Origin of the sequence: Curtobacterium sp. MCLR17_044 (assembly GCF_003234435.1) — a bacterium.
GTDB lineage: Bacteria > Actinomycetota > Actinomycetes > Actinomycetales > Microbacteriaceae > Curtobacterium > Curtobacterium flaccumfaciens.
The window spans coordinates 1-23,303 of the sequence record NZ_QKTC01000020.1 but is presented as its reverse complement, the minus strand read 5'-3'; the positions used below and the strand labels follow the sequence as shown (position 1 = coordinate 23,303).

The following is a 23,303-nucleotide window of genomic DNA, read 5'->3' as shown; positions in this document are numbered from 1 at the left end:
TCCGAGACGCTACATGAAAACGAGTATCGATACTGATAGCGTGCTCAGGTGCCTGCGACCGAGCCGACCGACCCCGCCGAGCCCCGATCCGCCGTCCACCTGGACCGGGTGACGGCCGTCCTCGGCGACCGGACCGTCCTCGACATGCTCGACGTGACGTTCCCCGCCGGGGTCGTCACCGCGCTCACCGGACCGAACGGATCCGGCAAGTCGACGCTGCTCGACGTGGTCGCGGACGTCGTGCGACCGACCGCCGGGCGGGTGACGGGCCTCCCGTCCGACGGCGTCGCCTACGTGACCCAGTCCGTACCGCCGACCACGCTCCCGCTCACCGTCCGCGCGGCCGTCACGATGGGGCGGTGGCGGCACCGCGCGTGGTGGCGGCCGCTCGGACGCGCTGACCGGGCCATCGTCGACGCGCAGCTCGAACGGATGGCGATCACGGACCTGGCTGACCGGCCGATCGAGGAGCTCTCGGGCGGGCAGCGGCAGCGCACGCTCGTCGCGCTCGGGCTGGCGCAGCGTGCCGGGGTGCTGCTGGTGGACGAACCGACCGCGGGGGTCGATGCCGAGTCGGCGGCGCTCGTGGTGGCGGCGCTCGCCGACGAGGCTGCGGCCAGCGTCGTGGTCGTGCACGCGGCCCACGACCCGGTGGCGATCGCTGCGGCCGACCGCATCGTCACCCTGACCTGACCCTGCTTCCGTCGTGCCGATTCCGCAAAACACCGGTGTTCACCCGTTGAACCGCGGTTTGCGCGTGTTCAGAGCACGAACACCGGTGTTCCGCGGGCCCCGGAACGGCGGTCAGGGGCAGGCGACGGCCACCGGGCCGGTCGGCGTCGGGTCGGCCGCGACCGGCTCGACCGCCAGCACGGCGCTCGACTTCCGCAGCCCCATCGCGACGAGCACCACGGCACCGACGATCGCGACCCCGCCCGCCAGCCAGAAGTCGGCAGCCAGACCGAACGACGACACCGCGGCCCCACCGAGCACCGAACCGGCGGCGATCGCGAGCTGGATCGTCGTGACGAACAGCGCGAGCCCGGTCTCGGACCCGGCCGGCGACGCCGTCGACATCCACGTCTGCATCCCGAGCGGCAGCGCACCCCACACCAGGCCCCACACGACGAGCAGCACGAAGACCCCCACGACGGAGTGGGCGAGCAACGGCAGCAGCACGACGGCCGCCGCGAGCACGAACTTCGACGCCCCGATGGTGCCGAGGACACTGCGGTCGAGCGTGAAGCCGGCGGCGAAGTTCCCGACGATGCCCGCGACGCCGAACACCAGCAGCGCGATCGTCACGGTGTCCGGGCCGACGCCGACGAGCTGCTGCAGGTACGGCGCGATGTAGGTGTACGCGGCGAACTGGGCCGCGAAGACGAACGCCGCGGCAATGAGCCCGACCCGGGCGCGGGGCACGCGGAGCAGCGACCCGAGCGTGGTGAACCGCACCCGCTGCTGCGCGGGGATCCTCGGCAGCATCGCCAGCTGCAGGACGAGCGCGACGAGACCGAGCGCCCCACCGATCACGAAGCCGAGGCGCCAGCTGGCGAGCGACGACACCAGGGCGCCGAGCGGCAGGCTCACGACGGTCGCGACGGAGACGCCGGCCGTGATGAGCGAGGTCGCGCGGATCGTCAGCTCCGGCCGGACGAGTCGCCCGGCGATCCCGGCGCCGATGGCCCAGAAGCCCCCGATGCCGACACCGAGCAGCATCCGTGCGATGAGCAGCACCCAGAACGACGGCGCGATCGCGGCGAGGCCGTCGGCGACGACGAGCAGCACGGTCAGGGACACGAGCACCACCCGGCGGTCGAGCCGCGATGTCAGGACGGTGACGACCGGTGCTGCGACGGCTCCGACCAGTCCGGTGGCGACGACCATCAGGCCGGCGGTGCCGATGCCGACGTCCAGGTCGTCGGCGATGGCGGGGAGCAGCCCGATGGGCAGGAACTCGGACAGGACGAGCACGAACGACCCGAGTGCGACGGACGTGACGCTGAGCCACCCGCGGCGCGCTGCTGACGATGTCATGGGGGCGTCAAGCGGGTTCCGACGGCCGCCATTCCCGTGTGACGGCGAGCGGGTCAGGCGTCGAGCGCGCGCCGTGCGGCCGCGACGACCTCGGCGTCGGTGACGAAGTGCGCCGAGCCGTCGTCCCCGGCGCCCATCGGCACCCCGGTGTGCGTGCTGTCCGCGGCCGGACGCTTGGCCGACAGGTGCACGGCGGCGGCGCCGGTGGCGAGCAGTGCGCGGACGTCGGCGGGGGTGACCCCGGCGCCGGCCATCACCTGCACGGGCCCGGCGGCCTCGACCATGCGGGCGATCGTCTCGGCGCCGGCGACCGCGGTGGGGGCGGCGCCCGAGGTCAGGACGCGGGTGAACCCGAGCGCGGCGAGCGACCCGGCGGCGGCGACGGGGTCGGTCGCGTGGTCGATCGCGCGGTGCAGGGTGACCTCGGCGGTGGCGCTGACCGACCGGGCGGCGTCCACGAAGCGGCGGAGGGCGTCCTCGTCCAGGGTCCGGTCGGGGCGCAGGGCACCGACCACGACACCGGCGGCCCCGGAGCGCAGGACCGTGCGGACCTCGCGCACCATGAGCTCGACCTCGTCGGGGGAGTGCACGAACCCGCCCGGGCGGCAGCGGACCAGCGCGTGCGCCGGGATCCCGGTCTCGTGGGTCGTCTCGACCAGGGCCTGCGACGGGGTGAGCCCGCCGAGCTCGAGCCCGACGCAGAGTTCGACGCGGTCGGCGCCGCCGTCCCGCGCGGTGATCGCACCCGCCGGAGAGGTCACGGCGATCTCGAGTGCGGCGGTGGTGCTCATGCAGGGGCTCCGAGCGGTTCGTTGGAGGCGGGGACGATGCGGGCGCGGAGGTCCGGTGCCGTCGGGAACACTCGATCGTAGGGGAACATCGGGCGCTCGATCCTGTGGTGCCCGAGGCGCAGCAGGTCCTGGTCGACACCGCCCGGGGTGAGCGCGAGCATCCAGTCGGCGGACATGTCGAACAGCTCCGGTTCGAGGTACCCGATCTTCACGATGACGACGTCCGCCTGCCGCGGTGCCAGGTCGAGGTCGGTGAAGTCGTGCTCGTGGTGGTACGGCTTCCGCAGCTTCGTCAGGATCGCGAAGACGCTGCCGACCTGCAGCACGACCTCGGTCTCGGCGTCTCGGTCGCCGTGCTTGATCGCGTGCACCCGCCCGGTCATCGTGATCGGGCCCGCGTGCACGTGGTCCACCGACGCACCGGCGGTCACGGTGATCGTCGCACCGACGCCGGCGTCCACCGCTGCGGCGACCGCGGACGGTCCGGGCACGCTCGCGTAGATGACGGTCGGGCCGGACGGGTCCTGGAACTCCGGGCGGGCGAGCACCTGCGTCAGGCCCCACGTCATGTCCCCAGAGCCGCCGGCCGTGGGGTTGTCGCCGGAGTCCGAGACGAAGTACGGCTTCGCGGCGCCCGGGGCGAGTGCGGCGTCGAGGCACTCCTCGAACGTGCCGGTGGGGGCGACGAACACGAAGTCCTCGCGGACGTCCCAGAACGCCGCCGCGAGCCGTTCGGCACCGGCGGCGACGGCGGCCTCGTCCCACCCGGTGACGACGGTGACGGCCTGGTCGCGGGGCTGGTCGGCCCAGGCGTACCCGACCCAGATCGCGGCGTCGAGCACGCCCTCGGTCTGCTCGACGAGCGGGACCTGCGCGTACAGGGACTTCGCCGGCTCGAGACGGGTCGAGGTCTGCTCGCCGGGCAGCAGGACGGGGATCGGGATCCAGGCCTTCACGGGTCGCTGCGCACCGACCGGTCGTTCGGTGAGCACGTCGACGAGGTTCCGGACGGCACGCTCCTTCGTCTCGAGGGTGTCCTCGTGCGGTGCCATCCGGTAGCAGGTGACGAGGTCGACCTGGTGGGCGAGCTCGCGCGTGACGTTGCCGTGCAGGTCCATCGACGCGGACACGATGACGTCGGGGCCGACGACCGCGCGGATGCGACCGAGCAGGTCCGTCTCCGCGTCGTCGAGCCCCTCGACCACCATCGCGCCGTGGATGTCGTACCAGAGGCCGTCGACCGGACCCATCGCACCCAGCCGCTCGACGATCTCGTCGGCCAGGGCTTCGTACGACGCCCGGTCGACGATCCCGCCGGGCAGCGCGTGCCCGATGAGCGCCCCGCGGAAGTCCGCCCGGTCGGCCATGGTCGCCAGGAACGGGTAGCGGGCGACGGCTTCATCCCCGCGGTCCGGGTGGAACGCGGGGGCGTGGGTCCGGGTCGGCGTGAACGTCGACGTCTCGATGGCGAGCCCGGCGATGGCGATGACCGGGCGACGGGCACCAGCGGTGCTGGCGGGGACGGCGGGGGTGACGGGACCGGTCTCAGACACGGACGCTCCTGTTCCTGGTGGTGGACTGGGGGATGGGCGCGGAGAGCTCCTCGAGCGAGGCGGCGAGGCCCCGCTGCAGGGCGAACTGCCCGGCGCCGACGAGCCCGGCATCGGCACCGAGCGACACCGGCTCGATGGCCAGGTGCTGGGTCATCAGCGGGTGGCAGCTCTCGTAGAGCTGGCTCCGCACGGCGGCGATGAACGGGTCGAGGGTCGACAGGATGCCGCCCAGGTAGACGGCGTCCGGGTTGAAGAAGTTCACGTTGGCGGCGAGCACCTCGCCCAGGTACTTGCCCGCCATCCGCACGGCACGGGTGGCCTCGGGGTGCGCGTCCGAGGCGAGCCGGACGACGTCGGCGGTCGAGGCGACGTCGACCCCGGCGTTCGACAGGATCCGGACCAGGGCGGCGCCGGACGCCACCGTCTCCAGGCATCCGGTGTTGCCGCACGAGCACGGGGTGTCCCCGGCGGCGTCGATCCGCACGTGGGTGATGTCCCCGGCGGCCCCGGTCGACCCCCGGTAGAGCCGACCGTCGATGACGATGCCCGCGCCGATCGCCGACCCGGCCTTGATCGTGATGGTCTGGCGTCGAGCGGGATCCTGGACGGTCTGCTCACCCGCCGCCATGCAGTTCGCGTCGTTGTCGACGATCGCCGGCAGCCCGAACCGGTCGCTCAGCCACGCGGCCACGGGGAACCCGTTCCACCCCGGCATCCGGCTCGGCAGGTCCACGACCCCGGCGACGACGTCGACGGGCCCGGGCAGGCTGAGCCCGACGCCCCGCAGCCCTTCGCGACCACGGTCGTCGGCGAGCCGCTCGAGCATCGCGGCCAGGCGCTGGAGCCCGGCGGTCGGACCGTCGGAGAGCGCGAACGGGACGTTCGCGACCGACTCGAGCGCGCCTCCAGGCAGGACCACACCGATGCGCGCGTGCCCGCCACCGACGTCCGCGGCGACCGCGTACTCGTCGACGCCGCCGATGCGGAGCACCTTGCGGGGGCGCCCGCCGGTCGAGACGTCGGTGCCTTCCTCGGCGAGGATCCCGTGCTCCAGGAGCTGGCCGACGACGTGCGAGACGGTCGAGGGGGCGGCTCCGAGCACCTTCGCGATCTCGGTCCGGCTGGCGGCCTGCCCCGATGCGACGAGCTCGAGGACGCGGGCGCTGAGATCGGCCACGACTTTCTCCAATCCGGGCGGAACGGGAGCGGAACACCGGTCGGTGGTCCGTTCTGCCGCGAGCCTACGGGGCGGATCGAGCGGTCCACCCTTTCGTCCGTTCCGCAGTAACGCAGTTTTTACATCGAGATGTTTGTTTTTCCAATCGCTTTGGTCCTTGACTGTCCTCGTGCCGCTCGGCACCCGTGCTCCACCTCCCCGAAGTCCCTCGCACAAGGAGACACCGCATGTCCAAGCCCCGTCGCTGGGCGCTCCTCACCGGAGCTGCGATCGCCGTGAGCGCGCTGCTCGCCGGCTGTTCCGGAGGCGGCAACGCCTCGCAGGGATCGACCGACGAGATCGACTACGCGCTCCCCGCCAACTTCACGCCGAACTGGATCCTGCCGATCGGCACCGCCGCGCACCTCAACACGAACAACGGCTCCATCGCCCAGTCGCTGTACGAGCCGCTCGTCGCCTACGACGGCTCCACCGGCAAGATCGCGTGGAACAAGGCCGGCTCCGTCGCCACCGACGCGAAGTTCGCCGACGACGGCAAGAGCGTCACCATGACGCTCGGCGACCGGCACTGGTCGGACGGCGAGGCGATCACGAGCCGCGACGTCGGGTTCTGGTTCAACCTGATCAAGGCGAACAAGGACCAGTGGGGCTCGTACTCCAAGGGCAAGGCGCCGGACAACTGGACCTCGTTCAAGGCCGTCGACGACACGCACTTCACCATCACGTTCGACAAGGCCTACAACTCGGACTGGATGCTCGCCAACCAGCTGAGCCACATCATCCCGCTGCCCCAGCACGCCTGGGACAAGACCAGCGCGACCGCGAAGGTGACCGACGCCGACGAGACCACCGCCGGCGCGAAGCAGGTGTGGAAGTACCTCAACACCGCCGCAGGCAAGATCTCCGACTACGCCACCGACGACCTGTGGAAGACCATCTCCGGCCCCTACGGCGTCAAGACCTTCACCACCGCCGGCAAGGTCACCCTGACGGCCAACAAGAAGTACGACGGTGGCGAGAAGCCGTCGATCACCACGGTGAACCTGCTCCCCTTCACCACGGCCGACGCCGAGGTGAACGCCGTCCGCTCGGGCGAGGTCGACTACGGCTACATCAACGCCACCGACATGGACCAGAAGGCGTCCTTCACCGGGAAGGGCTACTCCGTGGAGCCCTGGACCGGCTGGGCCATCACGTACATGCCGTACAACTTCAACAACCCGACGATGGGCGCCGTCTTCAAGCAGCTGTACGCCCGTCAGGCCGTCCAGATGTCGATCGACCAGACGTCGCTGTCGAAGGTCGTCTTCAACGGCACCGCCACCTCGACCTACGGTCCGATCCCGCAGGCACAGGAGTCCGACTACGTCTCCGACGTGCAGAAGTCGAACCCGTACCCGTTCAGCACCTCGAAGGCCAAGGACCTGCTGACCAGCCACGGCTGGGAGGAGCAGGGCGGCACGATGGTCTGCACCGACCCGGGCGCGTCCGCCAGCCAGTGCGGCGAGGGTGTCAAGGAGGGCACGAAGTTCTCGATGCAGGTGCTGTCGCAGTCCGGTTCGACCGTGACCGACAACATGATGAGCGCGATCCAGTCCTCGCTCGCGAAGACCGGCATCGACTTCACCATCAAGACCGCGCCGGTGTCGAGCGTGCTGTCGCAGACCCCGACCTGCACCTCGGACGAGGCCAGCTGCGACTGGGACCTGTCGTTCTTCGGCACCGCGGGCAGCTGGTACTTCCCGGCCTACCCGACCGGTGAGTCGCTGTTCCAGACCGGCGGTTCGGCGAACTTCGGCAGCTACTCGAACAAGGAGGTCGACTCCCTGATCGACGCGACCACCACCTCGACCGACGCCACCGCCGTGCAGGACTACAGCGCCGCGGTCGCGAAGGACCTGCCGGTGATCTGGCTGCCGAGCCCGGACTACCAGATCTCGGTGGTCAAGAAGGGCCTGTCCGGCTTCGACCAGGACTCGCTCGCCAACTTCCACCCGGCCCAGTGGAAGTGGACCAAGTAGGAAACCGACCCTGGAGGCGCGGTGCGCGACCGACGCGCACCGCGCCTCCTCCCCGGCTCACGTCTCCAATCCGACCATCGGAAGCCGCATGACCACAGCTCTCTACCTCACCAGGCGCGTCCTGCAGGCGCTCGCGGTGATCCTCATCGTCACCGTCGTGGTGTTCTGCCTGCTGCACGCGCTGCCCGGCGGCCCCGCCCGCGGCGTGCTCGGCGTCTCCGCGACCCCCACGCAGATCGCCCAGTTCAACCAGGCGCAGGGGCTCGACCAGCCGCTGCCCGTGCAGTACCTTCGGTTCCTCGGTCGTCTGCTGACCGGCGACCTCGGCACCTCGTACACGCTCAACGAGCCGGTCTCGCAGCTCATCGCCGAGCGCCTGCCGAAGACCCTCGTGCTCACCGGCATCTCCGCGGTGCTCGGACTCGTCGTCGCGATCCCGGTCGGGATGCTTCAGGCGGCCCGCCGCAACGGTGCGGTCGACTACGCCGCCACCGCCCTGGCCTTCGTCTTCTACTCGACGCCCGCGTTCTTCCTCGGCCTCGTCCTGATCATCGTCTTCAGCCAGCAGCTGCCGTGGCTGCCGTCCCAGGCACCGAGCGGCACCACCCTGGCCGAGGTGTTCCAGGACCCCGCCGGCCTCGTGCTGCCCGTGGTGACCGGAGCCCTCGCGATGATCGCGGTGTTCAGCCGGTACATGCGCGCCTCGACGCTCGAGAACCTGCAGGAGGACTACGTCCGCACCGCCCGTGCCGGCGGCGCCTCGACCGCGACGATCCTGCGACGGCACGTGTTCCGGAACTCGCTGACCCCGGTCGTCGCGATGCTCGGGTACTACCTGCCGGTGCTGTTCGGTGGCGCCCTGGTGACCGAGCAGCTGTTCAACTACCCCGGCATGGGGCTGCTGTTCTGGAACGCCGCACAGTCCTCCGACTACCCGACGCTGCTCGGCTGCGTGCTCGTCATCTCCATCGCGACCGTCATCGGCACCCTGCTCGCCGACGTCGCACAGTCCTTGATCGACCCGCGAGTGAAGGCGAGCCGCGCATGACCGACACGTCCGTCATCGACACTGCGTCCACCCATGACGTGAAGGCGAGCCGCGCATGACCGCCGTCCAGATGGCCCCCGAAGCCCCGGGCGCCCCCGTCACCGTCGCGGCCACCGGGTTCCGGCTCGCCGCCCGCCGGTTCCGGAGCAACACCCTCGCCGTGATCGGCCTCGCCCTGATCGTCGTCATCGTGCTGTTCTGCTTCGTCGGCCCGTTCGTGTACCCGACCGACCAGACCCACACGCTGCTCGAGCAGGCCAACCAGGGCCCGAGCGCCGCGCACTGGCTCGGCACCGACGCCGTCGGCCACGACGTCCTCGGCCGCCTGATGTACGGCGGCAAGGTCTCCCTGATGGTGGGCATCGCCGCCGGGGTCCTGGCCACCGTCGTCGGCACCCTGTGGGGTTCCGTCGCCGGGTACGTCGGCGGCTGGGTCGACGCCCTGATGATGCGCGTCGTCGACGCCGGCATCGCGATCCCGGCCCTGTTCATCCTGCTCGTCATCTCGGCGATCACGAACCCCGGCGTCGGCGGCCTCATCGTCATCCTCGGCCTGGTGTCCTGGCTCGTGCCGTCCCGCCTGATCCGCGCCGAGACCCTGACGCTCAAGAACCGCGACTACGTCCTGACCCTGCGCGCGATCGGTGGCTCGCACGCCCGCGCCATCGGCAAGCACCTGCTGCCGAACTCGGTGTCGACGATCGTCGTCGCGGCGACGTTCCAGGTCGCCGACGCGATCCTGCTGGTCGCCTACGTCTCGTACCTCGGGCTCGGCGTGCAGCCGCCCGCGACGGACTGGGGCGGCATGCTCTCGGCGGGACTCACCGCCGCCTACTCCGGACGCTGGTGGCTCATCGTGCCGCCGGGTCTGGCCGTGATCCTGGTCGTCTGCGCGTTCAACGCGGTGGGCGACGGACTGCGGGACGCCTTCGACGTGCGGGGCCGCTGATGACCAACGAACCGATCCTGCGGACGACCGACCTCGGCGTCTCCTTCAGCACCGAGTCCGGCACCGTCGACGCCGTGCGGGGGGTGTCCCTGTCGGTCGCCCCCGGCGAGACCCTCGCCCTGGTCGGCGAGTCCGGCTCCGGCAAGTCCACCGTCGCCCTCGCCGCGATGGGCCTGCTCTCCGGCAACGCGACGGCCTCGGGCAGCGCCGTCGTCGCCGGACACGAGGTCGTCGGCGCCCCCGAACCCGCGCTCCGGGCCCTGCGCGGCTCGACCGTCTCGATGGTCTTCCAGGAGCCCGCGACCGCCCTCGACCCACTCACCCGCGTCGGTGCCCAGATCGCCGAGGTGATCCGGAACCACCGTGACGTCTCCGCGTCCGCCGCCGCGGCCGAGGCCGTCGACCTGCTGCGCCGCGTCGGCATCCCCGACCCCGAGTCGCGCACCCGGTCGTTCCCGTTCCAGCTGTCGGGTGGGCAGCGTCAGCGCGTGGTCATCGCGATGGCGATCGCGAACGCACCGAAGCTGCTCATCGCGGACGAGCCGACCACGGCCCTCGACGTGACCGTCCAGGCCGAGATCCTCGAGCTCCTGCGCGCGCTCGCCGTCGAGACCGGCACCGGCGTGCTGCTCGTCACGCACAACATGGGGGTCGTCGCAGACTTCGCCGACCGGGTCGCGGTGATGCTCCAGGGCGAGATCGTCGAGACCGGCGGGGTCGAGGACGTCCTGCTCCGCCCCGAGCACGAGTACACCAAGCGGTTGCTCGCCGCGGTGCCGCGGCTCGACGTGGCGGGCGATCGTCCGCCGGCTCCCGTCACCGACGCGGAGACCGAGCCGGCCGGGAGGCCCGGTGCGGCCCCGGTGGTCGACCTGCGGGACGTCTCGGTGACGTTCGGGCGCGGGGCGCGCGCCGTCCACGCGCTCGCGGGCATCGACATCGCGGTGCACGCCGGTGAGACCGTCGGCCTGGTCGGCGAGTCCGGCTCCGGCAAGTCGACCGCGGCCCGGGTGGCGCTCGGGCTCATCAAGCCGACGTCCGGCACGGTGTCGCTGTTCGGGCAGGACCTGCGGACCGCGAAGGGGCGTGACCGTCGTGCCCTCCGCTCCGGCATCGGCGTCGTGCTGCAGGACCCGGTGGCGTCCCTCGACGCCCGGATGTCCGTGGCCGAGTGCATCGCGGAACCCCTCGCCGTGCACCGTCGCGGGATGTCCTCGGCCGACCGCCGTCGCCGGATCGACGAGGTGCTCGACGCCGTCCGGCTGCCGCGGACCCTGGCGTCCCGTGCCCCGCGCGAGCTCTCCGGCGGGCAGCGCCAGCGGGTCTCGCTCGCCCGGGCGCTGGTGCTCGAACCGCGGTTGCTCGTCGCCGACGAACCGACCTCGGCGCTCGACGTCAGCGTGCAGGAGACCGTGCTCGAGGTCCTCGGCGAGCTGCAGGACGACCTGGGGTTCGCGTGCCTGTTCGTCTCGCACGACCTGGCCGTCGTGCAGCACTTCGCCGAGCGCGTCGTGGTGATGCGCCAGGGCGTCGTCGAGGAGCAGGGCACGACCGGCACGACGCTGCTGCACCCCACCACCGACTACACCCGTCGCCTGCTCGCCGCGGTACCGGTGCCCGACCCCGTGCTGCAACGGCAGCGTCGGACGGAGCGCCTCGCCTCACTCGCGGCGGTGACCGCGTGACCCGGGTCCTGGCCGGGGTGGACGTCGGCGGCACGAACACGAAGGTCGTCCTGACCACGCCGGACCTCGAGGTCATCGACCGCCTCGACCTGCCGACGCCCGCCCACGCGGGCGGGGCGGCGATCGTGACGGCCGCACTCGGGGCCGTGACGGGTCTGCTCGAGACGCACCGGGCCTCCTTGGCGGGTGTCGGGGTGGGCGCGGCCGGCGTCGTCGACCGGACCACGGGGACCGTCCTGGTCACCGGCAACTCGTTCACGGGATGGGCCGGGTACGGCGTGACCCGCGCGGTGACGGACGCCCTCGGCGTCCCCGCGACCCTGGACAACGACGTGAACGCGTTCCTGCTCGGCGAGATCGCCACCGGCGCGGTCGTGGGGGAGTCCGACGTGCTCGGGATGACCCTCGGCACCGGCGTCGGCGGCGCGCTCGTGCTCGACGGACGGCTCTTCGCCGGCCCGCGCGGAGCCGCCGGCGAGATCGGCCACGTCCCCGGCTTCGGCGACGCCCGGTGCACCTGCGGGCAGACCGGGCACCTGGAGACCATCGCGGGCGCACGCGGCATCGCCGACCGCTACGCCGAACGCTCGGGGCGGATGCTCTCGGCACGGGACGTCGCCGTCGCCGCACGCGGCGGGGACGCCGACGCGGCCGCCGTCTTCGCCACCGCGGGGTGGGGCCTGGCCCGTGCCGCACTGCTGACCGCGGGGATCCTCGACGTCACCACCGTCCTGATCGGCGGCGGGATCGCACGGTCCTGGGACCTGCTCGAACCGGCCATCACGGCGGCGATCGCCGCGGAACCGCCGGTCAGCGGGGCGACGATCCGGCTCGCGCAGTCGACGCTCGGGTCCGACGCCGTGGCACTCGGCGCAGCGGCGCAGGTGCGAGCGCGCGTGCTGGAGCCGGAGACCGCGTAGCGGGGGAGCGCCCGGTCAGGGCACCCAGACGACGATGCCGCGCAGGTCGTGGAGCACGGCGGCGAGGCCAGCGCGCAGGCCGCGGGCCGCGCGGTCCTCGGTGAAGGTCTCCGGGTCGTAGTGACTCGACGGCCCGAGGCCCTCGCCGCGGAACCCGCCGCCCGTCCAGTCCGCCGCCGTGACGTTCGACGTCGGCTCCGCGATCTCGGCACCGACGACCAGGAACTGCTGGTGGAGCGCGGTCGGCGAGACGGCCGCGAGCGGGTCGACCATGTGGTTGCCGACGGTGATGACCAGGTCGGGCTCGGCGTCGACGGCGCGCAGGACCGCGGCGATCCGGTCGTCGGGGCCCTTCGCCGAGACCGGGGTGACGGTGACGTCCTCGTCCGCGGCCCACGACTCGACGGCGTCGAGCAGGGTCCGGGTCGGAGCGTCAGCGGCGTCACCCGCGTCGGAGAGCAGCACGACGTCGTAGCCGGCGGGGGCGTGCACCCCGGACCACGAACCGGGCTCGGGGTGGATGGTGGCCTCGGGTGCCGGCGGCTGGTCGGGGTCGGAGAACCCGGTGCCCAGGACCCCGGCCGAGGCGTGCGCCGACGCGGTCGCCGTCGGGGCGGTGCCGCCGGTGGCGCCGTCCGACGTCCCGGAGCAGCCGGCCAGCAGAGCGGTGCCGGCCGCGGCGAGGGCGACGGCGGTCAACAGGGAGGTCGTCCGGGTGGCGGGGCGGATCACGGCACCATGCAAGCACGCTCGACGGCCGCTCCGGGCCGGTCCGGGGACCTGTCCAACCGCCGTCCCGTTGCTGGTCACCGGTTGTTCACCTGCCGGTCGTCTGCGGGCCGGATCGTCTGCGCGTGCCCTCCGGAACCACCGCCGCGCTCCTGCGCGCCCGCCCTGCCCGCTCCTTCCCCATGTTCGCGCTCGTCGCACGGGTCGTCGCCGCGCTCGTCCTGCTCGGGGTGGTCGTGATCGGCGTGCTCGCGGGGGCGTCACCGGCGTCGGCGCACGGCTTCAGCTCGGTGGTCTACGCCGACGTCACGTCCACGAAGCCGAACGTCGTGCAGGCGAAGCTCGGGCTCGAGTACGACCTGATGCTCGTCTCGGTGGCCACGAGCGAGCACGACGACGCGCTGCACGAGCAGGGGCAGCATGCCTGGGACGACGGGGACTTCCCGGGGATGGTGACGGCTGCCGAGGCGCACACCGACGCGATCGGGAAGTACGTGTTCGACCGGTTCCGGGTGACCGGAGCCGGTGGGCAGGCCTGCACGGGCACGCTCGACGACACCGTCACGGTCGACCTGCAGGACGAGGTGCCGTACGCCCACGTGACCGCGGACTTCACCTGTCCGGAACCGTCGGAGACGCAGTCCGGGCACGTGGTGTCGTCGGAGCTCTTCCCCGACGACGAGACCTTCGTGCGCGACACCAAGACGATCGTCACCTACGACGTCGACGACCGGACGGGTTCGGCCACCCTCGACGCCTCGCAGCGCACGTTCTCGACCGAGCAGTCCGCGGGTGAGCGCTTCTGGGAGTTCTTCCGGCTCGGCGCCGAGCACCTGCTGACCGGGATCGACCACATCCTGTTCCTCGTGGCGCTCATCGCCGGGTCGCGTCGTCTGCGCGAGGTCGTCTACACGGCGTCCGCGTTCACGATCGCCCACTCGATCACGTTCATCCTCGCCGCCCTCGGTGTGGTCAGCCCGCCCGCGATCGTCGTCGAGCCGCTCATCGCCCTGTCGATCGCCGCGGTCGCCGGCTGGTACCTGTGGCGGCTCTGGCGTCGTCGATCGCGGGCCGACGAACTGGTGGTCGGCGAGCACGGACACTTCTCGCTCGACCGCGCCGGCTGGACCCGCCTGGCCGTCGTCTTCGCCTTCGGGCTCATCCACGGGCTCGGGTTCGCCGGGGCCCTCGGTATCCACGAGGCGTTCTCGTGGCAGCTGCTGGTCTCGCTCCTCATCTTCAACGTCGGCATCGAGGCCGTGCAGCTCGCGATCATCGTCATCGTCTTCCCGCCGCTCTCGCTGCTGCGGAGGAAGGCGCACCGGGTGTCGCTCTGGGTGACGGGCGCCGTGACCGCCGGCGTGTTCGTGATGGGGATGATCTGGTTCGTCGAGCGGCTCGCGGCGGGCTGACGCTCGCCACGGAACTGCCGGCACGTCGCGTTCGTTCCTGAACAGCGACGAACCGTCACTCAGCGTTTACCAAGACGTTTTGCAGTGCATGCAGAGTCTTCCGTGCTGCACCATCCCACGTCTGAGAAACGGACCAACATGAGTCTCCTGTCCGGCGCCACTACCCGGCGCAGAACCACCACCCTCCGCGTCTGCGGAGCCGTCCTCGGGGCCGCGCTCATCGCCGGTGCCTCGATGGTCGGCACGAACGCCGCCACCGCTGCGACGAACACCCCCACCACCAACATCTCGACCGGTGGCCCGATCCACATCCTGCTCGGCGTCGGCGCGACCGAGAGCCAGCGCATCGCCTCGTGGTACTTCCCCACGAACGTCGCGCAGTCGCTCGAGATCCAGAAGACCGCGTCCATGACGGACGGCGTCTTCACGGACGCCAAGCAGACGGTCGCCGCCTCGGAGGCCGCGAACACCGCAGCCGACTCGAGCGCGACCGACTCGAACACCAAGAGCATCCCGGGCATCGCTGCCGAGTCGGGCTACATCAACGCCCACGCGACGATCTCGGCCCTCGAGCCGAACACCTCGTACACGTACCACGTCGGTGCGGCGGACGGCTCGGCCTGGTCCGCGTCGTACACCTTCACCACGAAGAGCTTCTCCGGCGACTTCGACTTCCTGTTCTTCGGTGACCCGCAGATCGGTTCGTCCGGCTTCACCGACGACGACGGCGCCGGCTGGGCGGACACGCTCAAGTACGCCACGTCGACCGAGCCGGACGCCGAGCTCCTGGTCTCCGGTGGCGACCAGGTCGAGCACGCCAACAACGAGTACGAGTGGGGCGCGTTCGCGGACAGCAGCGACGTGCTGAAGCGTTACCCGTGGGCCTCGACCATCGGCAACCACGACGTGGGTGGCAAGGCCTACGAGCAGCACAACCAGGTGCCGAACTCCCTCAAGGTGCCGGACTTCTACCCGGGCGGCAACACCACCGCGAACTCGGGTGGCGACTACTGGTACATGTACAAGGGCGTCCTGTTCATCGACATCAACTCGAACGCCTACGCGGCCGGTTCGGACGCTGCCCACGTGAACTACGTGCGCGACGTCATCAACCGCTACGGCGACGACGCGAAGTGGACGACGCTGGTCTACCACCACTCGATCTACTCGCCGGCCGACCACGCGAACGACCGTGACAACCAGCAGCGCCGGTTCGACTTCACGCGTTCGTTCTCGGACATGGGTGTCGACCTCGTCCTGCAGGGCCACGACCACTCCTACTCGCGCAGCTACGCGATCAAGAACGGCAAGAAGGCCAACGTCAACGAGCAGCCCGCTGCTCCCGAGGTCTTCTCCGGCCCCGGCGGCGTCATCTACATGACGGCGAACTCGGCCTCCGGCTCGAAGTACTACGACCTCACCACCCCGGACGCCACCCAGGGCTACGGCGCGGACCCGCTCGACCCCAAGGGTGAGCGTCACTTCGCCAACTCGGTCGAGAACCAGGAGCACGTCCGCACCTTCGTGAAGGTCTCGGTCACCGACGACAAGCTCGCCGTCGAGAACATCCGCGCCAGCGACTGCACCACGCTCAACTCGGCGGTGCAGCACGGCAAGGTGGACAGCTGCGGTGTGACCCTCCAGCCGACGGCCACGGCCGACCCGGCTGCGATCGGTTCGACGGTCGACAAGTTCAACCTGCACGCCACGCTGCCGACGACGACCACCACGCTCACCGCGTCGGCCGCGGAGCAGACCTACGGCACCGCCAAGCCGGCCACGGTCACCGCGACCATCGCCGGTGGCATCGGTACCCAGCAGGGCACGGTGACGTTCAAGGACGGCAGCAAGGTCCTCGGCACCGCCCCGGTCAAGGACGGCGCGGCCAGCATGACGCTGCCGAAGACGCTCGCCATCGGCAAGCACGCGGTCACGGCCTCGTTCGTCAACGCGGACCCGGTCTACTCGGGAACGGACTCGAAGACGGCGAAGGCCATGACGGTCACCGTCGAGAAGGCCCCGTCCCGCACCGCCATCAAGTACAGCGGTGGCAAGGCGACCGTCCAGGTGAAGGCCACCGGCTTCAGCGTCGACGGCACCGCCCGGATCTACCAGGGCTCGAAGCGCCTCGCCACCGTCACGGTGGACAACGGCGTGGTCACGTCGAAGCTCCCGCTGAAGAAGGGCACGCACAACCTGCACGCCGTCTTCGCCGGGACCTCGGAGCTCAGCACGAGCACCAGCCCGACCATCAAGGTCGTCATCAAGTAGCACCCGGCACCAGCAAGGGCCCCGCGATCCCGATCGCGGGGCCCTTCGCCGTGTGTCCGGGGGTGGGCGACCGGTCCTACCCGGGACCGGCGCCGCACCGGCTGACGGGAGACCCGAACTCCCTACCCGTCCGCTGGTGAGAGCGGCCGGTCAACCTGTGGTGAGCATGCGCTCACAGGCCGGGATCGCCTAGGCAGCCAGGCCAACTGCCAGGCTTTGGGCGAATGTTCAGACATTCCTAGGTAATCACTGTGGAGAAGCGCATACTTCGAGCCACCGAGAATGCGCGCTCGTCGCCGACGTCACCCCGCCTCTCCTTGCAGGAAGCGGTCGGACCGTGCAGGCTCGCCATCTCAGACGCAGTTCCCTCCTGGTCGTGTCGGCGGCTGCCGTCGCCGCGCTGGTCACCCTCGGGACCGGTGGCGGAGCATCCGCCGCGACGGTCATCGACGGTCCGGTCAACCTCGGCACCGCATCGACCTACGGTGTCCTCGGCGCGAGCGCGGTCACGAACACCGGCCCCTCCGTGATCAACGGCGACCTCGGGTTGTCGCCGGGCACGTCCATCACCGGCTTCGGCGGCGCACCGAACGGCGTCGTCAACGGCACCACGCACCAGACCGACGCCGCGGCCGCACAGGCCCAGCGCGACACCACCACCGCGTACAACGTCGCCGCGTCGCTCTCCCCGACCCAGACCGGTCTGACCGAGCTGAACGGCCTCTCGCTCTCACCCGGCGTGTACTCCGGCGGCGCCCTCGCCCTGGCGAACAACGGTGCGCTGACCCTCGCCGGCAGCGCGAACTCCGTCTGGGTGTTCCAGGCCGCGTCGACCCTGACCATCGGGTCCGCCAGCCAGATCGTGATCACCGGCGGCGCCAGCTCGTGCAACGTGTTCTGGCAGGTCGGCAGCTCCGCCACCGTCGGCACCGGCGCCCAGTTCCAGGGCACCGTCCTGGCGCAGCAGTCCGTGACCGCCACCACCGGCGCGACCGTGCAGGGCCGACTGCTGGCCCGCACCGGCGCGGTCACCCTCGACACGAACACGATCACGGCCTCCAACGGCTGCCCCGCACCGGGCACGCCGTCAGAGTCGCCGACCATCACCTCGGGCACCCCGTCCGACGGCACCGTGGACGTGCCCTACTCGTCCACCGTCACCGCGACCGGTACCCCGAACCCGACCTTCACCGCCACGGGCCTGCCCGACGGCCTGACGATCGACAGCACCACCGGCGTCATCTCCGGCACCCCGACCACCCCGGGTACCTCGACCGTGACGATCACCGCGTCGAACGGCACCAGCCCGGACGACACCCAGACGGTCACCATCACGGTCCGCGCCCCGGCACCGGTGCCCACCGCGACACCCACCCCGACGGCACCCGCAGTGGTGCCCACCGCCACCCCGAGCGGCCCCGCAGGCGCCGGCGGCGGCGGTGGCGGCGGAACCGACCAGCCCACCGGCGAGCTCGCGTTCACCGGCTCGGACCCGACCGTCCCGCTGAGCATCGCCGCCGCACTGCTCGCCGCGGGTGCAACGCTCATGGTCCTGCTGCGTCGTCGTCGCCGCACCGTCGGCCGCATCTGATCGACCCGCACGATCGACGGCCCCGCGACCCTGGTCGCGGGGCCGTCTGCGTGCCGTCGGGCACCCGGTGGTCGCACCCGTGAGGACCTTCAGGTACTCAGCCGTCACCTCATCCTCCAGGACGATCCGCGGCGAGCAGCGCGCTCCCTACTGTTGGCGACGGAGCGTGCGGTGGCGCATGCCCGTCGCACCAGGGGAGATCCGACGTGAACCGTTCGCCGAGACGCCGTTCCACCATCGCGCTGCAGATCGCGTGTTCGACACTCATCGCCGGGGCGCTCGCCGTCTCCGGCACGATCGCGGCGTTGCCGGCCACGGCCGCGCCGGGCGACGGGTCCACCGCCGCGACGGGGACGACCACGATCACGACCCCGGGCACGCCCGTCGCGCAGGGTGACGACTGGACGGTCACGCCGACCGACGGCGGGTACACCGTCGTCCTGACCCTCGCCGACCCCCTGCCGCTCCGTGCGGCGGCCCCCGTCCTGCTCGTGGACGGCACCGACATCGGCGTCGCGCAGACGAGCCTCGACCAGCGGCAGCTGACGGTCACCACGACCGACCCCGCGGTCGCCGATGCCCGCAGCGTCGAACTCGGCTGGACGGGCGAGACCGACCTGCAGGGCAACCGTCAGGCCGCCACCGCGCCGCAGACGGTCGCGCCGAGCGAAGCCCCGGCACCCCTGACCGACGACCCGGCGGCCGCGGGCCAGTACGCGGTCACCCGGGCCGACTACGACCTGGGCAACGAAGCCGAGACGATCAAGGGCTTCGGGCGCAAGGGCGAGATGCGTGCCGCGGTCTTCGTGCCGAAGGACGCCCCGGGCAAGCGTCCGGTCGTGGTGTTCCTGCACGGCCGCCACGAGGCCTGCTACGGCGGCACGTACAACCCGAAGGCGTGGCCGTGCGGGAAGGGCCAGACCGACATCCCGAGCTACCTCGGCTACAACGCGGCGGCGACCGCGCTGGCGAGCCACGGCAACGTCGTCGTGTCGATCTCCGCGAACGCGATCAACGCCCTCGACGGCAGCTACTCGGACGACGGCGGAGCGGTGGCCCGCGGGCAGCTCGTCCTCGACCACCTCAGCCTGCTGCAGCGGGCGGACGCCGGACAGGAGCCCCGGCTCTCGCCGCTGCTCACCGGCAAGCTCGACCTGCAGGACGTCGGCCTCATGGGTCACTCACGCGGCGGTGACGGCGTGGTCCGCGCGGCCCTGCTCAACACGCAGCGCACGAACCCCTTCGGCATCCGTGCCGTCCTGCCCCTGGCACCGACCGACTTCGGGCGCATGACCCTGCCGGACACCAACACGGCGGTCGTCCTGCCGTACTGCGACGGCGACGTGTCCGACCTGCAGGGACAGCACTTCTACGACGACTCTCGCACCGCCTTCGGGGACGACGTGCTGCGCTCCTCGGTGCTGGTGATGGGTGCGAACCACAACTTCTTCAACACGACGTGGACGCCCGGCAAGTACGCGAAGGCGTCGTCGGACGACTGGTACGACGAGTCCGACGCGGTCTGCGGGGCGAAGGCGAAGCACACCACGCGGCTGTCGTCCGACCAGCAGTACGCCGTCGGCACGAGCCTGATCAGTGGCTTCTTCCGCCTGACGCTCGACGGTGAGCAGCAGTTCCTGCCGATGTTCGACGGCACCAACCGCCAGCCCGCCGCCCTGGGCGCGGCCGACATCCGGGTGAGCGCTTCCCAGCCCGGCGCGAGCCGCCGTGACCTCGCCCTGTTCGACACCGCGAACCCGCCGATCACCACGACCGGTGCCCTGACGGCGAAGACCTGCGCGAGCTCCGACAGCCTGCCCGCGAAGCAGATCCTGCCGGCGTGCGTCTCGATCTCGTCCAACGCCCCGGACTACACCCCGGCCTACCTGGCGTCCTCGGTGCCGGCCACCCCCGCCCTGCACGTCTCGCCCACCAAGGCGGCGACCGGCGGCCAGGTGCACGTCCCGGTGGCTCCGGCGGCCGGTGACTTCGCGGGGTTCCAGGCGCTGTCGCTCCGCCTCACCCCGGACGACACCGCGACGACGAACGCGAACGTCTCGATCACCCTCCGCGACGCGACCGGTGCCGTGGCGACCCGACGCCTGTCCGACACCAGCCGTGCCGGACAGCTGCTCCCCGGTACACGGATGGCCCCGCGCAAGACGATCCTGCAGCAGGCGCGCATCCCCCTCGACACGTTCACCGGCATCGACCTGACGTCGGTGCGCGAGGTGACCATCGACGTCCCGCAGAAGAACAGCGGGGTCCTGCTGAGCGACCTGTCGCTCGTGCCCGCTGCGACCCTCGGTACCCCGGTGGTCACGAAGCGTCCCGCCGCACGCATCGCGGACCGGTTCGTCGACGAGGGCCGCACGCGCACGGTGGTGCGGGCAGCGGTCGTGCTCTCCCGACCGGCCGAGCAGGCCACCACCGTGTACTTCGACCTCGACCAGGCGTACGACGGGCGCATCCGCCCGGCGGTCCAGCCCGTCACGTTCCAGCCCGGTGAGGTCTGCCGCGCGGTCGCGGTCTCGGTGAACGGTGACCGCACCCCGTCGTTCTCGCGGACGTCGGACTACGCGATGACCCTCAGCAACACCCAGGGCGGTTCGGTGATCGGTGACTCGGTCGGCACGATGCGCATCCGCGAGGACGACGGCGTGCGCAGCGTGAACGGACGGCCGACCGCGTCCGCTCCGGCGGTCGGGACCCCGGGTGAAGCGTGTACCGAGGCGCAGGCGACCAGCACGGCCATCGCCGTGACGCCGACGAGCAGCCGGAAGGGTGCCAAGGTCGCGATCTCGGCGACGGGGTTCCGTGCCGGCGAGTCGGTCACCGTCAGCATCGACGGCGGTCGGGCCACCCGCACGACGGCCAACGCCGACGGCAAGGTCCGTCTGAAGATCACGAAGGCCGTGGCGGCGCTGGCACCGGGCACGCACGTGGTGCACGCCCGTGGCTACGGCTCGGACCAGCGGGCCCGGGGCACCTTCACGACGACGAAGTAGTCGTGCGCGGTCCGGAGCGTCCCGAGCGAACCCTCAGGACGCTCCGGCCCCGATGAGGTCGGCGAGTGGGACGTCGTCGCGCGCCACGGCGGCGGCGACCTGGCTCAGCGAGCGCTGGTGGGCGCGGGCGTAGCGACGGATCATGCCGAAGGCCTGCTCGACGTCGACCCCCGCCGCACGTGCGAGGTACCCCTTGGCCTGTTCGATGGCGACCCGGCTGTCGAGCGCACGCTGGAGCTGCTCCGCGGTGAGGGTCGCGTGCTCGAGGGTCCGTTGCTGCAACAGGCTGATGGTCGCGACGTCGGCGAGGGCCTGCGCGGCTCGGGCATCGGCTCCGTTCAGCGCCCCCTCGGTCTCGCGGAACAGGTTCAGCGACCCGACGGTGGTGTCCCGCAGCCGGAGCGGGATGGCGTGGACGCCCGCGTACCCGCGCGCCCTGGAGGCCTCGGCGAACCGCGGCCAGTGCTGCCGCAGGTCGTCGGCGTTCTCCGAGGTCACCAGCCGGCCGGTGGTCACGGCGGTGATGCAGGGCCCCTCGCCAGCGTTGAGCTGGAGCAGACCGATGAAGCTGCTGCGCTCGCTCGTCGACGCGACGACGCGCAGCTCGTCCTGCTGGTCGAGCAGGTGGATCGCGCCCGCGGCGGCGTCGAACAGCTCGACTGCCCGGTCGACCAGCGTCTGCAGGACGTCGACCACGTCGTAGTCCGCCACCAGGCTGTCGGTGAGGGTCACGAACGTCTCGACCAGTCGTGCTTCGCGTACCTCGGTCATGTGGGGAGCGGTCCTTCCGTCGAGCAGGCGGGACAACCGTAGCCGAGCAGCGGACACGCGGACCTGTGGCTTGCACCGAGGAGCGCGGCGGCTCTAGCGTTGGACCAGCAGCCCAAGACCCCGGCCGCCGGAACGATCCTCCATTCCGATGACGACCAGGGAATCCATGACCACGCAGCACGCCGGTACCAGCCCGCAGCGGGAGACCAGCTCGAAACCCCTCACCGGCGGCTACCGGAAGACCGGCTCCCCGGCCGGGCCGCGGACCGGCGGCACCTCGTCCTACTCCGCGCTGTTGGCGCAGGTGAAGGAAGCCGGGCTGCTCGAGCGCCGTCGGGGGTTCTACTGGGCGCTGTTCTCCGCGCTCGTCGTGGCGACGGCCGCGTGCTGGGTCGCGTTCGCGTTCCTGGGTGACTCGTGGTTCCAGCTGATCGTGGCCGGGGCGCTGGGTGTGCTGTTCACGCAGTTCGCGTTCCTGTCGCACGAGGCCGCGCACCGTCAGGTGTTCGAGTCCCAGAAGTGGAACGACCGTGCGGGCCGCTGGGTCGGCACGTTCCTGGTGGGCCTCAGCTACTCGTGGTGGATGAACAAGCACACCCGTCACCACGGCAACCCGAACACCGTCGGCAAGGACCCGGACATCGCCCCCGACGTGATCCGGTTCCTGCCCGAGGACGCCGCCGCCGTCAAGAACGGGCCGCTCCGGGTGTTCGTGCAGTACCAGGGCTGGCTGTTCTTCCCGTTGCTCACGCTCGAGGGCATCAACCTGCACCGGGCTGCGGTCATGTCGGTGCTCCGCGGGACGGGTGGGCGCAATGACGTCCGGGGGCGGGTCCTCGAGGGCATCCTGCTGGTGGCACGGTTCGCGATCTACCTGACGGTGGTGTTCTGGTTCCTGCCGTTCGGGATGGCGTGTGCGTTCCTCGGGGTGCAGCTGGCCGTGTTCGGCGTGATGATGGGCGCCTCGTTCGCCCCGAACCACAAGGGCATGCCGACCATCGCCCACGACGCGAAGGTCGACTTCTTCTCCCGCCAGGTGCGCACCTCGCGCAACATCCGTGGCGGCTGGTGGGTGTCGTTCCTGATGGGCGGCCTGAACTACCAGGTCGAGCACCACCTGTTCCCGTCGATGCCGCGTCCGGCGCTGAAGCAGGCCCGCCTGCTCGTGCGTGACCACTGCGACACCCTCGACGTGCCGTACACCGAGACCACGTTGCTGCGTTCCTACGGGATCGTCGTCCGGTACCTCAACCGCGTCGGCCTCGGCGCCCGCGACCCCTTCGTCTGCCCGATGGTGTCCGAGCTCCGAATCCACTGACACGCCCACCCCGTTCCACCCC

General features: G+C 71.3%; 17 protein-coding genes. 11 read left to right on the top strand and 6 right to left on the bottom strand.

The window, feature by feature from the left end:
• The first annotated feature begins 48 nt into the window (after positions 1–48).
• A complete protein-coding gene (locus DEJ04_RS14475; protein WP_258371391.1) occupies positions 49–693 on the top strand; it encodes an ATP-binding cassette domain-containing protein in 645 nt (214 codons plus the stop codon).
• A 111-nt stretch (positions 694–804) separates the two neighbouring features.
• Here DEJ04_RS14475 and DEJ04_RS14470 read toward each other — a convergent pair whose 3' ends face one another.
• Genes DEJ04_RS14470 through DEJ04_RS14455 form a run of 4 tightly spaced genes read right to left on the bottom strand, consistent with a single transcriptional unit; the run spans position 805 to position 5,558 of the window.
• Positions 805–2,037 carry an MFS transporter gene (locus DEJ04_RS14470; RefSeq protein ID WP_111047544.1) on the bottom strand — a complete coding sequence of 411 codons (1,233 nt, stop codon included), beginning with the start codon at positions 2,035–2,037 and terminating at the stop codon, positions 805–807.
• A gap of 53 nt (positions 2,038–2,090) precedes the next feature.
• The gene (locus DEJ04_RS14465) at positions 2,091–2,828 is read right to left on the bottom strand and encodes a copper homeostasis protein CutC (RefSeq protein WP_111047543.1); all 738 of its coding nucleotides are present in this window, start codon (positions 2,826–2,828) and stop codon (positions 2,091–2,093) included.
• Positions 2,825–4,381, bottom strand: a complete 1,557-nt coding sequence (locus DEJ04_RS14460) for a M81 family metallopeptidase (protein WP_111047542.1) — start codon at positions 4,379–4,381, stop codon at positions 2,825–2,827. The genes DEJ04_RS14465 and DEJ04_RS14460 overlap by 4 nt, the downstream gene beginning before the upstream one ends.
• A complete protein-coding gene (locus tag DEJ04_RS14455; protein WP_084740782.1) occupies positions 4,374–5,558 on the bottom strand; it encodes an ROK family protein in 1,185 nt (394 codons plus the stop codon). Before DEJ04_RS14455 ends, DEJ04_RS14460 begins: the two co-directional genes overlap by 8 nt.
• A 227-nt stretch (positions 5,559–5,785) precedes the next feature.
• Between DEJ04_RS14455 and DEJ04_RS14450 the strand changes: the two genes are divergently transcribed.
• The 5 genes from DEJ04_RS14450 (at position 5,786) to DEJ04_RS14430 (ending at position 12,181) form a co-directional block, all read left to right on the top strand.
• Positions 5,786–7,579 (top strand): peptide ABC transporter substrate-binding protein, encoded by a 1,794-nt coding sequence (locus tag DEJ04_RS14450; RefSeq protein WP_111047541.1) that lies wholly within the window; start codon positions 5,786–5,788, stop codon positions 7,577–7,579.
• A gap of 88 nt (positions 7,580–7,667) precedes the next feature.
• A complete protein-coding gene (locus DEJ04_RS14445; protein WP_027467218.1) occupies positions 7,668–8,627 on the top strand; it encodes an ABC transporter permease in 960 nt (319 codons plus the stop codon).
• Positions 8,628–8,682: 55 nt separating this feature from the next.
• Entirely contained in the window at positions 8,683–9,576 is an 894-nt protein-coding gene (locus DEJ04_RS14440; RefSeq protein WP_111024068.1) for an ABC transporter permease, read from the top strand.
• The gene (locus DEJ04_RS14435) at positions 9,576–11,261 is read left to right on the top strand and encodes an ABC transporter ATP-binding protein (RefSeq protein ID WP_111047540.1); all 1,686 of its coding nucleotides are present in this window, start codon (positions 9,576–9,578) and stop codon (positions 11,259–11,261) included. The genes DEJ04_RS14440 and DEJ04_RS14435 overlap by 1 nt, the downstream gene beginning before the upstream one ends.
• Positions 11,258–12,181, top strand: coding sequence for an ROK family protein (locus tag DEJ04_RS14430; RefSeq protein ID WP_027467215.1), 924 nt, complete (start codon positions 11,258–11,260; stop codon positions 12,179–12,181). Before DEJ04_RS14435 ends, DEJ04_RS14430 begins: the two co-directional genes overlap by 4 nt.
• A gap of 15 nt (positions 12,182–12,196) precedes the next feature.
• Here the strand turns inward: DEJ04_RS14430 and DEJ04_RS14425 are convergent, their stop codons facing one another.
• The gene (locus DEJ04_RS14425) at positions 12,197–12,913 is read right to left on the bottom strand and encodes a hypothetical protein (protein ID WP_111047539.1); all 717 of its coding nucleotides are present in this window, start codon (positions 12,911–12,913) and stop codon (positions 12,197–12,199) included.
• 122 nt (positions 12,914–13,035) lie between these two features.
• Here DEJ04_RS14425 and DEJ04_RS14420 point away from each other — a divergent pair, with 122 nt between their 5' ends.
• The 4 genes from DEJ04_RS14420 (at position 13,036) to DEJ04_RS14405 (ending at position 21,192) form a co-directional block, all read left to right on the top strand.
• Positions 13,036–14,322: a HupE/UreJ family protein gene (locus tag DEJ04_RS14420; protein WP_181437839.1), complete on the top strand. Its 1,287-nt coding sequence runs from the start codon at positions 13,036–13,038 to the stop codon at positions 14,320–14,322.
• A 138-nt stretch (positions 14,323–14,460) separates the two neighbouring features.
• Entirely contained in the window at positions 14,461–16,593 is a 2,133-nt protein-coding gene (locus tag DEJ04_RS14415; RefSeq protein ID WP_111047538.1) for an Ig-like domain repeat protein, read from the top strand.
• 376 nt (positions 16,594–16,969) lie between these two features.
• A complete protein-coding gene (locus tag DEJ04_RS14410; protein WP_239001383.1) occupies positions 16,970–18,184 on the top strand; it encodes an ice-binding family protein in 1,215 nt (404 codons plus the stop codon).
• A gap of 206 nt (positions 18,185–18,390) precedes the next feature.
• Positions 18,391–21,192, top strand: a complete 2,802-nt coding sequence (locus DEJ04_RS14405) for a hypothetical protein (protein WP_111047537.1) — start codon at positions 18,391–18,393, stop codon at positions 21,190–21,192.
• 33 nt (positions 21,193–21,225) lie between these two features.
• On the opposite strand, the gene DEJ04_RS14400 is transcribed toward DEJ04_RS14405, so the two are convergent.
• A complete protein-coding gene (locus DEJ04_RS14400; protein WP_111047536.1) occupies positions 21,226–21,963 on the bottom strand; it encodes a GAF and ANTAR domain-containing protein in 738 nt (245 codons plus the stop codon).
• Positions 21,964–22,129: 166 nt separating this feature from the next.
• Here DEJ04_RS14400 and DEJ04_RS14395 point away from each other — a divergent pair, with 166 nt between their 5' ends.
• Positions 22,130–23,281 carry an acyl-CoA desaturase gene (locus DEJ04_RS14395; RefSeq protein WP_111047535.1) on the top strand — a complete coding sequence of 384 codons (1,152 nt, stop codon included), beginning with the start codon at positions 22,130–22,132 and terminating at the stop codon, positions 23,279–23,281.
• Positions 23,282–23,303: the final 22 nt, after the last annotated feature.

Excerpts from the sequence above, each read along its gene's own strand:
- DEJ04_RS14445 (WP_027467218.1), top strand. The coding sequence starts at position 7,668 with ATGACCACAGCTCTCTACCTCACCAGGCGCGTCCTGCAGGCGCTCGCG.
- DEJ04_RS14465 (WP_111047543.1), bottom strand. The coding sequence starts at position 2,828 with ATGAGCACCACCGCCGCACTCGAGATCGCCGTGACCTCTCCGGCGGGT.
- DEJ04_RS14450 (WP_111047541.1), top strand. The coding sequence starts at position 5,786 with ATGTCCAAGCCCCGTCGCTGGGCGCTCCTCACCGGAGCTGCGATCGCC.
- DEJ04_RS14400 (WP_111047536.1), bottom strand. The coding sequence starts at position 21,963 with ATGACCGAGGTACGCGAAGCACGACTGGTCGAGACGTTCGTGACCCTC.
- DEJ04_RS14435 (WP_111047540.1), top strand. The coding sequence starts at position 9,576 with ATGACCAACGAACCGATCCTGCGGACGACCGACCTCGGCGTCTCCTTC.
- DEJ04_RS14415 (WP_111047538.1), top strand. The coding sequence starts at position 14,461 with ATGAGTCTCCTGTCCGGCGCCACTACCCGGCGCAGAACCACCACCCTC.
- DEJ04_RS14440 (WP_111024068.1), top strand. The coding sequence starts at position 8,683 with ATGACCGCCGTCCAGATGGCCCCCGAAGCCCCGGGCGCCCCCGTCACC.
- DEJ04_RS14395 (WP_111047535.1), top strand. The coding sequence starts at position 22,130 with ATGACCACGCAGCACGCCGGTACCAGCCCGCAGCGGGAGACCAGCTCG.
- DEJ04_RS14470 (WP_111047544.1), bottom strand. The coding sequence starts at position 2,037 with ATGACATCGTCAGCAGCGCGCCGCGGGTGGCTCAGCGTCACGTCCGTC.